Origin of the sequence: Carnobacterium sp. AT7, assembly GCF_000171855.1 — a bacterium.
GTDB classification, from domain to species: domain Bacteria; phylum Bacillota; class Bacilli; order Lactobacillales; family Carnobacteriaceae; genus Carnobacterium_B; species Carnobacterium_B jeotgali.
Genome location: NZ_ABHH01000010.1, coordinates 32764 through 45099 on the forward strand (window position 1 = coordinate 32764; position 12336 = coordinate 45099).

Here is a 12336-nt window from a genome sequence, read left to right on the forward strand (position 1 = left end):
TTCAAGTTTCAATCTATCTTACTTGTTGTTACTATGATTTTTTAATCGAAAATTGCTTTCTATTAGTTAAGTTTAAGGCGAATAGGAGTTGAAAACAATTATTCCATCTTTTCCTAGACTAATGAGGTTTAATTGCATCTTTTCTTAATCAACTTTCAGCATTTGAGCATTGATCGCCACAATAATGGTACTTAAAGACATCACAACTGCTCCAATTGCCGGTGTAATTAAAATGCCTTGATTGATCAAAACACCTGCAGCTAGCGGAAGAGCAATGATATTGTATCCGGCTGCCCATATAAAGTTTTCAATCGTTTTTTTGTAACTAGCTTTAGATAGTTTAATGATAGCCAAGACATCTGCTGGATCACTGTCCACTAAAACAATATCGGCTGTTTCAAGAGCAACATCTGTACCTGCTCCAATCGCAATTCCAACATCAGATTCTGCTAACGCTGGAGCATCATTGATTCCGTCTCCAATCATGGCAACTCTTTTACCATTTTTTTTCAATTCTGACACATACTTGGACTTCTCATGAGGAAGAACTTCAGCAATTACTTGTGAGAGTCCTAATTTTCCGCCTACATAATTGGCTACTCGTTTGTTGTCTCCGGTCATCATAATTGTTTCAACGCCTAAATCGTTCAATTCTTTGATCACTTTATAAGAGGATTCTCTAATGATATCGGCCAATGCGATCATCCCTTGTAATTCGTAATTTTTCAAAATAAATACTACTGTCTTTCCTTGTTGAGCCAATGTTTCATATTCTTTTTCATCAAAATAGAATTGATTATTCTTCATCGCTCCCGGACTGATAATTGAAATTTCGGCACCATTGATAGTAGCCGTCAACCCTTTACCTGCTAGGTTACGGTAATTTTTCACATCATCGATTTCTAATCTCTGTTCTTTTCCTTCTTTAACAATGCCTTTAGCAATAGGATGATCCGATTGTGTTTCAACAGAATAAGCCAAAGCTAGTAACTCTAATTTGCTTATACCATTAGCAGGTTGAATATCGGTTACACCAAAATTGCCTTCTGTTAAGGTACCCGTTTTATCAAAAACGATTTTATCTATTTTATGTGCTCCTTCAAAAGCAATACGATTGCGGATCAATAATCCTTTACTAGCTGCAATTGAAGTGGATCTTGAAGTAACTAAAGGACCTGCTAATCCTAATGCATGTGGACAAGCAATAATCAATACGGTTACCATCCGTTCTAAAGCAAAATCAAAATCGCCTGTGACGGACCAATAAACAATCGTCAGTAGTCCTACAATAACGGCTACATAAAAGAGCCATTTTGCCGCAATATCAGCAAATCCTTGAGCTTTAGATTTTGTTGTTTCAGCATCTCGAACCAACTGAATAACTTGAGCAAGATAGGTGTCGTTCCCAACTTTATTGACCTTGATTTTTAATACCCCTTCTCCATTCACTGATGCACCGATTGCATTCATTCCAGGATTTTTTTCTATTGGTACAGATTCTCCAGTCAACATAGATTCATCAACAGTCGATGTACCTTCGTAAATGGTGCCATCTAAAGGAATTTTTTCACCTGACTTAACGAGAATTCTATCACCAGGTTTTAAATCTTCTATTGTAACTTCCATAATATTTCCAGATTCATCAATTTTATGTGCTTCTTTTGGCATTAATTTTATTAACGCTTCTAAAGCTTTTGAAGCTCCCATCACTGATCTCATTTCGATCCAATGGCCTAGAAGCATAATGACAATTAAAGTAGCAAGTTCAAAGAAAAAATCACTACCAGAGATAAAAAAAGTGGTCAATGTACTATAAACATATGCTGTAATAATGGCTAACGAGATAAGCATCATCATTGCTGGTGTGCGTGATTTCAGTTCACCCCATGCTCCAGTCAAGAAAGGTTTCCCTCCGTAGAAAAAAAGAACCGTTGAAAGAACAAACAAAAGGAGGTCATCTCCCAAAAAATTAATCTCATATCCAAAAAGCATTTGCACCATTGGAGATAATAGGGAAATAGGAATTGCTAAAATCAAGGAAACCCAAAATCTTTTTTTAAAATCTTTTATCATCATTGCGTGATGTCCTGCATGTCCACCAGCATGATTCATACTGCTATGATCCATTTTGCTGTGATTTTTGTTATTGTGGTCCATCTTATTATGATCTTGATGCTTATCCATGTTATCCTCTCCTTTTCATTTTTCGTTTACGTTTGTAATCGTTCTGTTTCTTAACTATATACTCTTGCTACAAAGTTGTCAAGAATATCACTCGTATACTACAATCATTAAATAATCATTTACACAAATAATATAAAAAATCCATTTTAAATTAACGTTCGTATTTTATACTAACTTCAACGGCAAATCACTATTTCAAATTCAAATGACTGATATCTTTTAATAAAATAGTGTAATAACCGAACGTTTCTATTTTATATATTTTAAAAAAAGGCTATCTTTTAAATAACACGAATGATACAATGTTAAATGTGTTAAATGTTTGTAAAAACAAAAATCATAGGGGGATTCAATTACATGCACAAGAAGTTTGGTAAGTACATAGGCGCAGCTTTACTAGCGGGACTATTGGTTGGATGTGGAAATGAAGCAGCTAGTAGCGAAACGTCAGCTTCAAATACAGATGGAACAATCAAAATCGATACACTTTCAGTTGGATTTGTTCCTTCACGAGATCCTGAAGAAATCGTTACTGCAACAGAGCCGCTAAAAGATTTGTTGATTAACGAAATGGCCAATCTAGGTTATGACATCGGAGAAGTTGACATCACAGTTGGGACCAACTATGAGGCTGTTGGGGAATCTCTTTCAGCTGGAACGTTAGACGTTGGATTTATACCAGGTGGCACATATGTACTATACGATGACGGTGCTGAGGTAATTTTAACTTCTACTAGAGCCGGATTAAGCATTGATTCTGATAATCCAGCTGACTGGAATGAAAATGCTCCTACTGAACCAACGGATGAACAAGTTACCTCTTACCGTTCATTGATTATCGCAGGCCCTTCTGAAAAAGGACAAGAATTAGCTGCTAAAATCAATAGTGGCGAGGAATTAACTTTTGAAGATATGAACAGTGCTTCTTGGAGTGTAATGTCTTCTTCTTCTTCAGCAGGTTATATTTACCCAACATTATGGTTAAATGAACACTTTAAAAAATCAATTACAGACTTAGATAAAGTCGTTCAAGCTGATTCATATGGAAGTTCATTTGCCCGTCTTGCTTCTGAACAAGTTGACCTTTTGGTTACCTTTGCTGATGGCAGAAGAGATTACGAAGATACGTGGACTTCAGAATATGGTAGAACAGAAAGCATCTGGGATGAAACAGCTGTAGTAGGCGTAACTCCTGGCATCTACAATGATACGATTAGTGTCAGCAAAAACTCTGAGAAAATGGATTCAGAATTGAAAACTGCTTTACAAGAAGCCTTTATTAACATCGCTGATACGGACGAAGGTAAAAAGGTGATTTCTGTTTATAGTCATGAAGGTTATCAAGTAACGGAAGATGCTGATTATGATGATGAAAGAGCCGCTCAAAAAATCGTCCAAGATTTAGGCATTCAATAATCCCTATTAGCTTTATTAACTTAAAATAAACCAAATGAAACTGTGAAAAAAGTAGGTCATTCTGCTTTTTCATAGTTTTATTTTTGGAAAGGACTAGTGATAACAGTGATCGAATTTATTGATGTGAATAAAACATACCCGAATGGAGTAACGGCTTTAAAGAACGTAAACTTAAAAATCGAACAAGGAGAATTTGTAGCTATTATTGGCTTATCTGGTGCTGGTAAATCAACTCTTATTCGTTGCGTCAACCGGATGCATGACATCAATAGCGGCAAATTAATCGTTAATACTATCGATGTCAGCGCCTTAAGAGGAAAAGAGATTCGACAATACCGTCGAAGAGTTGGGATGATCTTCCAATCATTTAATTTAGTGACTAGAACAACCGTCTTAAATAATGTATTGCTATCATCTGTTCCTGAATTGCCTTATTGGAGAAAAATATTGGGGGTTTTTCCTAAAGAAACTAAACTCACTGCTTTGACTGCTTTAGATAAAGTCGGTATTTTAGATAAAGCTTACATGCGTGTTGACCAACTTTCAGGGGGTCAACAACAACGCGTGGCTTTAGCTCGGACTCTTGCCCAATCACCAGAAATTATTTTAGCCGATGAACCTGTTGCATCATTAGACCCTGTGACCGCTAAACAAGTAATGGATGATTTTAAAAAAATAAATAAAGAGACAAATATGTCGATTCTTTTGAATATTCACCATGTTGAATTAGCTTTGGAATATGCAGATCGAGTTATTGGAATCCGACAAGGACAAGTGGTTTATGATGGTAAAGCAAGTGAAGTTACCCAGTCTGTTTTAGATAGCATTTATGGTGATGTCCAATCTCAAGATGAGTTAACCATACACCCCACTCTACAACCACAATCTTAGGAGGATCTTAAAAAATGATGATTTATGATAAATTATTTCCACCTAAAAAAATTATACTGGCTAATAATAAAGTCGTTGAAGAAAAAAGAAGCAAAACACCATTTATCTTTATTTTGATTATAATCGGCTTTGTTATTTCGGTAAATGTAACGGGTTTTAGCTTCAGTATTCTTTTAAATCGTTGGCAAGAATTTTTTGTTATTTTAAAAGAGATGATTCCACCGAACATCGATTATTTGCCTAATATATGGAAACCATTGTTGGATACCATCAAGATGTCCTTAGTGGGTTCGTTGCTTGGCTCGTTAGTCGCCGTAATTTTTGCTATTTTAGCTTCCTCCAATATCATCAAAAGTAAATTTACAGCAGGTATTTTCAAATTTATTTTGAGTGTTTTGAGAACATTGCCTACTCTAGTCACCGCTTTGATTGCTACTTTTGTTTTTGGATTAGGTACCATGGCTGGAACGATTGCCATTTTTTTATTCACTTTATCTTACATTGGAAAGTTACTGTACGAACAAATTGAAACCATTAATATGGGTTCTTTTGAAGCGCTAGAATCTATGGGCTTAACTAGACTTCAGTCTTTTCGCCACGCTATCGTTCCAGAAATTTTACCAACGTATCTTTCAACTTCTTTATTTTGTTTCGAGGGAAATGTTCGCTACGCTTCTATACTAGGCTATGTTGGAGCTGGCGGACTTGGTTTGCTTTTAAATGAAAGACTTGGCTGGCGTGATTATTCTAGCGTAGGCATGATCCTAGTGATTTTGGCTATTACTGTTTTTATTATTGAACGAATCAGTGAATATTTTAGAAAGAAATTACAATAAGGAGTGTAGCCAATGTCTGAAATGATTGAAAATCAATTTGAAAATGAACCAAAAAAAGGTTTTTACTGGATAAGTATTGCTACTATCTTACTGGTAGCTTTTATTTGGTCCGTTTCTTCTATTGAAGTACAAAGTTTGAATGAAAGTGGGTTAACCATCGCATCAAATATTTTTAGGGGTCTTATGAATCCAGACCTCGAATTATTATTCGGCTTAACTACTGGTGGTGTGCTTTATTTGTTATTTGAAACCATTTGTATTGCTTTTTTAGGTACTATATTCGGAGCAATTTTGGCTATCCCGATTGCCTTTCTTATGGCTCCAAGTGTAGTACCAGCACCCATTGCTTACATTGTTCGCTTAGTTGTCATTGTTATCCGTACTGTTCCTGCTTTAGTCTACGGTCTGATGTTTATCCGCGTGACTGGTCCAGGGCCATTTGCCGGTGTATTGACGATGTCTATTACATCTATCGGTATGGTCTCAAAATTATATGTAGATATTATCGAAGATTTAGATATTAGTATTTTAGAGTCATTGACTTCAATGGGGTGCACGACCTTTGAGAAAATTCGCTTTGGGATTATTCCTCAGCTTTTTTCTAATTTCTTATCCATTACCATTTATCGTTTTGATATGAACTTACGTGATGCTACCATACTGGGGTTGGTTGGCGCTGGAGGAATTGGCGCACCTTTAATTTTTGCGATGAATTCCTATCGTTGGAACGAAGTAGGTTCTATTCTCGTTGGTTTGATTGTTCTTATCTTGCTAGTAGAGTTCTTCTCTAATAAAATGAGAGCAAGACTGGTTAAAGGTTAACGAAAGTATTTTAAAAGGAGTTTTACAAATGAACTTAACAATCTTATCAACAAGCGATATTCATGGGTATGTTTACCCCACCGATTATAAACAAAGGCAACAAGACTTGCCATTTGGATTGTTAAAAGTTGCCTCACTTATCAAAAAAATTAAAGCAAAAAATACCGATCCGGTACTAGTGATTGATAATGGAGACTTTTTACAAGGTTCCCCTTTTACCTACTACACTGCTAAGCAAATACAGCAACCTTCACCTTACACTTCTATCCTAAATGATGTTGGATTTGATGTCGGAGTAATAGGAAATCACGAATTCAATTACGGAAAAGAATATTTAAATAAAGCAGTGGATACGCTCAACTACCCCATTTTGTGTGCTAATATTTTAAATATTAAAGAACAGCCTGCATTTGGACAAGCTTACGAGCTTTTTCAATTTAATGACCTTACTGTAGCCGTACTTGGATTAACTACCCAATACATTCCAAATTGGGAACAACCAAATTCTATTAATGGATTGTCTTTTCAATCAGCTGTTGCTTGTGCAAAAGAATATGTCCCTAAATTACGAGAATTGGCTGACGTTGTCATCGTAAGTTACCATGGTGGTTTCGAAAAAGACTTAGAAACTGGAGAACCAACTGAAGTTTTAACTGGTGAAAATGAAGGTTACGAACTTTTAAAAAATATTCCTGGGATAGATGTTTTACTGACTGGACACCAGCATCGAGAAATTGCCACTGTAGCGTCTTCTGTGGCCATTATTCAACCTGGTGAAAAGGGTCATCATCTTGGACAAGTTCGCTTAACTCTTGAAAAACAGGACGGAAAAGCAACTATACTTTCTAAAGAGGCTAAGTTAATTTCTGTTGCGGATACGCCTATCGACCCTACTCTGGACAAAAACCATCATGCTTTTCAAGCAGAAATTGAAGATTGGCTAGATCAAAATATTGGCACAATCGACGGCAACATGTGGATAGAAGACCCTTTTCAAGTTCGCTTAACCGGTCACCCTTATATTGATTTCATCCATAAAGTTCAAATGGAGGCTACTGGAACAACGATATCTGGTACTGCCCTTTTTACAAATCACAGCAAAGGTTTTGGACCGACTGTAACTATGCGTGATATTGTCACCAATTATATTTACCCCAATACTCTTGCAGTAGTACGTGTAACTGGTGAAGATTTACGACAAGCGCTAGAAAAATCTGCCAACTATTTCAGTTTATCGGCAGATGAACAACTTGAGATTAGTCCTGCTTTTCTGTACCCAAAAGCTCAGCAATACAATTACGATATGTATGCGGGGATTGAGTATACAATTGATATTTCGCTTCCGCTTGGTGAACGCATTCGCCTATTCACTTACAATGGAAAAGCCATTCAAGCGAATGATGAATTAGAGGTCGTCATCAATCAGTATCGAGCAGTCGGCGGCGGAAATTACGATATGTTTAGCGCTGATAAAATTATTAAAGAAGTCACCGTTGATATGACTGAACTTATTGCAGATTATTTTAAAAACCACTCAAATATCCAACCTGAAACATTTGCTAATTTTCACGTCATCCACTAAATTAGGTTTCATAAAAAAACTCAAAGCCATTAATATAATGGTTTCGAGCTTTTTGTCTTTAATGATTTTCTGCTAATTTCGCTTTAGGTAAATAAGGATTTTCTTTAATAAATAACGTCATAATAAAGGCTACCAATGAGAATACTCCCACTAATTTGAAGACTGTTTGAAATCCTGCTAAATCAGCTAACTCAGATGGCAAGTGTTGTGATACACCATTTTGAGAAACAACCGTCATCACAACTACAAATAATGCTGTTCCCATTGATCCAGCTAATTGTCGTTGAGTATTAAACATTGCGGATGCATGTGAAGCAAGCTCTAGTGGAACCGCGTTGAAAGCTGCTGTTTGGATTGGCATTAAGGTTAATGCAAAACCTAATGACCGAACCACTTGAAGTAGAACAATGTAAACTATTGGCGTGTTTAAATCAATTAGTCCTATGATAAACGTTCCAATTGTTACCAAAGTTAATCCACTCATAGCTAATCTTTTTGATCCGTATTTATCAAACATTCTACCAGTAATTGGGCTCATAACAGCCATTACAATTGCTCCTGGTAACAAAGTCATTCCTGATTCCATCGGTGTCATTTCACGTATATTTTGCAAATAGATTGGCAATAACATAATAGCACCATACATTCCAGCCGTTAGTACGAAAGAAATAATAAGATTTAAACGGTAGCCTCTGTATTTAAAAATACCGAAATTCAATAGCGGTTCTTTTGAATGATTGGAACGGTTAACCAATAGAATTAAAGAAATGATTCCCACAACTATAGGCAATGCTACGTTAACACTTATAAAATCATGTGAAGAGGCATTGCTAAGACCAAATAGTAAGCCACCAAAACCTAATGTGGAATAAATGACACTTATTAAATCTAGTTTAGGACGACCTGTTTTTCCAACATTCTTCAAAACAAAGATGGCCACTATCACATCTATAATAGCGAATGGTAAGATAAAGTAAAACAACATGTTCCAATGGTAATTTTGTACTACCCAGCCGGAAAAGGTCGGTCCAATAGCTGGAGCGAAGTTCATCGCTAAACCAATTAAGCCCATTGCTGATCCTCTTTTTTCAATTGGGAAAATATACAATACAACAATCATTTGCAACGGCAAAATAATCCCTGCTCCTACCGCTTGGATCATACGCCCAGCAATCAGTACTCCATAGACACTAGAAGTAGCTGCCACAAATGTACCAATTGAGAAAACAATCATTGAAAAGAGATACAACTGACGGGTGGTAAATCGATTTACCAGATAGGCTGTAATAGGTACCATGATACCATTAATCAGCATATAAGCTGTTGTTAACCATTGCCCTTGAGTTGCTGTAATTGAAAATTCTCTCATAATACTTGGTAAAGCCGTGCTCATTAGTGTTTGATTTAATATGGTCACAAAAGACCCCATTAAAATAACTCCTAAAATAGATATAACTTGTGCAAATGACATATTTTGGTTTTCTTCTTGAATCATGTTTTTTTCCCCTTTATTCAATTTTTATAACCTATTCTTTTTCCTCTATATAAATTCTCAAAGGAAAAGTACTCGATAATAGCTTATTTTTTCAATATAATTTATGAAGTGCTATACTTATTAACGAAAGGTTCATTACCCTTCATTGGGTTGAGCTTTCCTATTTACTGTTCTTAAAACTAATCTAAGGAGCTGAAATTATGCAAAAAGAACAACTTGAACGAATGAAAAATGGACAAGGTTTTATTGCAGCATTAGACCAAAGTGGCGGGAGCACACCAACAGCTTTACAGCTTTATGGTATCGCCTCAGATACGTATTCTGGTGAAGAAGAAATGTATGACCTCGTTCATGAAATGAGAACACGTCTTATGACTTCTCCTGCTTTTAGTTCTGATTCAATTTTAGGTGCTATCTTATTCGAACAAACAATGGATCGCAAAGTAGAAGACCTTTATACAGCTGATTATTTGTGGGAAAAGAAAGGTATTGTTCCTTTCTTGAAGATTGACAAAGGATTAGCAGAAGAAACTAACGGTGTTCAATTGATGAAACCTAATCCAGACTTAGATGAATTATTAAAACGAGCAAATGAACGCCATATTTTTGGAACAAAAATGCGCTCATTGATTAAAGAAGCAAATCCTGAAGCTATAAAAAAAGTTGTTGACCAACAATTTGAAGTTGGAAAACAAATTATTGCAGCCGGGCTTGTTCCAATTATTGAACCAGAAGTGGATATTAATAGTACCGATAAGGAGAAGTCCGAATCTCTCTTAAAAGATGAAATCTTGACTCAGCTAGACGCCTTAAGCGAATCAGATAACGTCATGTTAAAACTATCAATCCCAACGATTGATAATTTTTATAAAGAATTGATCGATCATCCTAGAGTTATAAGAGTAGTCGCTCTTTCTGGTGGTTATACCCGTGAAAAAGCTAATGAAGCTTTAACACATAACCACGGACTAATCGCTAGTTTTTCAAGAGCTTTATCCGAGGGATTAAGTGTTAGTCAATCAGACGAGGATTTTAATGCTTTATTAAAAGAATCTATCAAACAAATCTACGATGCTTCAATCGCTTAACATTAAGTGGTCTGAGACAATATAATAAACACAACGTATGAGAAAGGAAGACCCTTCTGCCTTATACGTTGTGTTTCATTTTGCCAGTATACTCCTATTTTCAGAAAAAATCAAAAAAACTTTATTTTCTTATTGACTTTTCCTGTTTTCATCTAACTAAACGTTTTCATTATCATTTCTTGAGGTATAATTTGTTTCATAAAACATCATTATCTCTGTTCCATCCTTCCAACCGCATATCAAATTCTTCGATTGGTTCTGGTCCTCGCATAGTATCTTTTTCAATCGTCAAAACACCTTTTTTACTCACTTTAGTTTCCCAACGTACTAATCGGACTTGACCTTCAGTTATTTCAATTCCTGTAATAATTGTAGGATAAACACAGCAACCTGTGTTGAAATAGGGAAGCTCTTTGTTTTTTGGGTACTTAAATCGATGAGTATGACCACAGATAAGCATGACTTTATTTTTTTGAATCCATTTATTGAAGTTTTTTTCAATTCTATGTCTTTTGGTGACATTTTTTACCGGACTTGACGGGTTTCGAATACCAAATCCATGAAGAAAACGCCAAAAGAATTTTAAGGATAACATCGTAAAAAAGGCGAACTGGTCATTTGGAGCATCGCCTTGATGTCCGTGTACCGTTAGAATTTCTTGTCCTGTTTTTTTGTATCTCAGCACAAGTGCCTCAATAGGTTGCAGACCTTTTAAAAAATCAAAAAACTCTTCTGTGTATTCATCGTAATTTGTATAGTAATTCTCTTCAACAAATTTAGGATTTTTTAACGCAATATCATGGTTGCCGTATAATTTTATTAAGCGATTATCATCGAAAAATTTTTTAATTATATCAAATACTTCATTATGGGCATTTTTTGTATACGTAAAATCTGAATACTCTAATAGTTCATCTCCATCGCCTGCTTCTACATAAGTATACCCATGTTTATAGTAATATTTTAAAGCATGCAGAAAAATATTGCGGTTCCTTGTAAACTCATCTGAGATATTCCCATTTCCGCGATGACTATCACTAAAAAATATATATTTAGAATTCTCATCGAATTCTTCTACTCTAGCCTTTTTGTATGCTTCTGTTAACCGTTTGTCTGTGAACATTTTTTTCACCCCATAATCAGTTGGCACTTTTTTGCATAAGCAACTGAATTGTTATCTTTGTTAACAGTATACTTTATCTGGTCTAGTAAAAAAAATAATTGCTTTCACACTTCTGAAACTGCTCCATAATTATATAATTTCTTCAAAAAAATTTGGTTGTTGTGCTTTTAGTTCGCCCGTTTTTATGTACGTTGTAAAATCATTCGCTTCAAATGCATCGCCTGCTTCTAAGAGAAAAAAATGTAAAAAATAAGGATACTGTTTTCCTTTAGCTAAAATATGGTTTTCATCTTGATAAGAGTACCACCACAATTCATAAAACCTTCCACTAATTTGCACATCATTTTCTAGCAATGTGAAATGATCACAACCTTTCCTTTCCAATAAATCAGCTGCTTCTATCGGTCTTTTCCACATACCTTCTTTTAAAATTTTCATCATACTCACCTTATTTCTCAAATATAACTTTTACATTATATAGTATTTTTGCACTACAAATTGATTTCGTTTGTTTCTCTTGCCAAATAGAACAATTGTTTTTCCTTCGGTGACAAGATATAGAAAATTTAATGCATTTGACTTAATCAGACAGTTTTCCTTATATGCCTCGTTAACGGTTAATGTAAACCGTATCAAAGGAGCTTCTTCTAATTTCAAAACTTTAATTTTTTCTACTGAACCTTTTAAGCATATTCCTTTTTCCATATTTATCACCTCATCTCTTTTAAATTATACGAACATACGTTCCTTTAGTCAACTAGAAGTATAATTTAATTTCATTACTTTTTTTGTATTCTCGACAAAAAAAGCAATGAAGCGAGTTTTACTAAACTCGTCTCATCACTTTTCACATCTTATTTTTCAATTACTGGATTTCATCTCATTATTCTTTTTTATTA

General features: G+C 35.1%; 11 protein-coding genes. 6 read left to right on the top strand and 5 right to left on the bottom strand.

Translation table 11 applies throughout. From position 1 onward, the window contains the following. Window positions 1-144: 144 nt before the first annotated feature. On the bottom strand, window positions 145-2184 hold the full coding sequence (locus CAT7_RS05415) for a copper-translocating P-type ATPase (protein WP_007722919.1): 2040 nt from the start codon (window positions 2182-2184) through the stop codon (window positions 145-147). Between the two features lie 357 nt (window positions 2185-2541). Between CAT7_RS05415 and CAT7_RS05420 the strand changes: the two genes are divergently transcribed. The 5 genes from CAT7_RS05420 to CAT7_RS05440 all read left to right on the top strand — a co-directional run bounded on the left by CAT7_RS05420 (window position 2542) and on the right by CAT7_RS05440 (window position 7731). Then, window positions 2542-3600: a phosphate/phosphite/phosphonate ABC transporter substrate-binding protein gene (locus CAT7_RS05420; RefSeq protein ID WP_007722921.1), complete on the top strand. Its 1059-nt coding sequence runs from the start codon at window positions 2542-2544 to the stop codon at window positions 3598-3600. A gap of 105 nt (window positions 3601-3705) precedes the next feature. After that, window positions 3706-4491: a phosphonate ABC transporter ATP-binding protein gene (gene phnC / locus CAT7_RS05425; protein ID WP_007722923.1), complete on the top strand. Its 786-nt coding sequence runs from the start codon at window positions 3706-3708 to the stop codon at window positions 4489-4491. 14 nt (window positions 4492-4505) lie between these two features. Further along, a complete protein-coding gene (gene phnE, locus CAT7_RS05430; RefSeq protein WP_007722925.1) occupies window positions 4506-5327 on the top strand; it encodes a phosphonate ABC transporter, permease protein PhnE in 822 nt (273 codons plus the stop codon). 12 nt (window positions 5328-5339) lie between these two features. Beyond that, window positions 5340-6149: a phosphonate ABC transporter, permease protein PhnE gene (gene phnE, locus CAT7_RS05435; protein ID WP_007722930.1), complete on the top strand. Its 810-nt coding sequence runs from the start codon at window positions 5340-5342 to the stop codon at window positions 6147-6149. A 28-nt stretch (window positions 6150-6177) separates the two neighbouring features. Continuing rightward, window positions 6178-7731, top strand: coding sequence for a bifunctional metallophosphatase/5'-nucleotidase (locus CAT7_RS05440; RefSeq protein ID WP_007722931.1), 1554 nt, complete (start codon window positions 6178-6180; stop codon window positions 7729-7731). Window positions 7732-7789: 58 nt separating this feature from the next. Here CAT7_RS05440 and CAT7_RS05445 read toward each other — a convergent pair whose 3' ends face one another. After that, window positions 7790-9226 carry an MDR family MFS transporter gene (locus tag CAT7_RS05445; protein ID WP_007722932.1) on the bottom strand — a complete coding sequence of 479 codons (1437 nt, stop codon included), beginning with the start codon at window positions 9224-9226 and terminating at the stop codon, window positions 7790-7792. A gap of 200 nt (window positions 9227-9426) precedes the next feature. On the opposite strand from CAT7_RS05445, the gene CAT7_RS05450 reads away from it, so the two are divergent. Beyond that, window positions 9427-10314 (top strand): fructose bisphosphate aldolase, encoded by an 888-nt coding sequence (locus tag CAT7_RS05450; protein ID WP_007722933.1) that lies wholly within the window; start codon window positions 9427-9429, stop codon window positions 10312-10314. Between the two features lie 196 nt (window positions 10315-10510). Here CAT7_RS05450 and CAT7_RS05455 read toward each other — a convergent pair whose 3' ends face one another. From CAT7_RS05455 to CAT7_RS05465, 3 genes are all read right to left on the bottom strand, one after another. Then, a complete protein-coding gene (locus CAT7_RS05455) occupies window positions 10511-11437 on the bottom strand; it encodes a metallophosphoesterase (RefSeq protein ID WP_007722934.1) in 927 nt (308 codons plus the stop codon). A 129-nt stretch (window positions 11438-11566) separates the two neighbouring features. Further along, the gene (locus CAT7_RS05460; RefSeq protein ID WP_198008041.1) at window positions 11567-11884 is read right to left on the bottom strand and encodes a hypothetical protein; all 318 of its coding nucleotides are present in this window, start codon (window positions 11882-11884) and stop codon (window positions 11567-11569) included. 21 nt (window positions 11885-11905) lie between these two features. Then, window positions 11906-12142: a hypothetical protein gene (locus CAT7_RS05465; protein WP_007722937.1), complete on the bottom strand. Its 237-nt coding sequence runs from the start codon at window positions 12140-12142 to the stop codon at window positions 11906-11908. Between the last annotated feature and the right edge of the window lie 194 nt (window positions 12143-12336).

Coding starts and splice junctions, on each gene's coding strand:
- CAT7_RS05450 (WP_007722933.1), top strand. CDS start 9,427: ATGCAAAAAGAACAACTTGAACGAATGAAAAATGGACAAGGTTTTATT.
- CAT7_RS05440 (WP_007722931.1), top strand. CDS start 6,178: ATGAACTTAACAATCTTATCAACAAGCGATATTCATGGGTATGTTTAC.
- CAT7_RS05445 (WP_007722932.1), bottom strand. CDS start 9,226: ATGATTCAAGAAGAAAACCAAAATATGTCATTTGCACAAGTTATATCT.
- CAT7_RS05415 (WP_007722919.1), bottom strand. CDS start 2,184: ATGGATAAGCATCAAGATCATAATAAGATGGACCACAATAACAAAAAT.
- CAT7_RS05420 (WP_007722921.1), top strand. CDS start 2,542: ATGCACAAGAAGTTTGGTAAGTACATAGGCGCAGCTTTACTAGCGGGA.
- phnE (WP_007722925.1), top strand. CDS start 4,506: ATGATGATTTATGATAAATTATTTCCACCTAAAAAAATTATACTGGCT.
- CAT7_RS05455 (WP_007722934.1), bottom strand. CDS start 11,437: ATGTTCACAGACAAACGGTTAACAGAAGCATACAAAAAGGCTAGAGTA.
- CAT7_RS05465 (WP_007722937.1), bottom strand. CDS start 12,142: ATGGAAAAAGGAATATGCTTAAAAGGTTCAGTAGAAAAAATTAAAGTT.
- phnE (WP_007722930.1), top strand. CDS start 5,340: ATGTCTGAAATGATTGAAAATCAATTTGAAAATGAACCAAAAAAAGGT.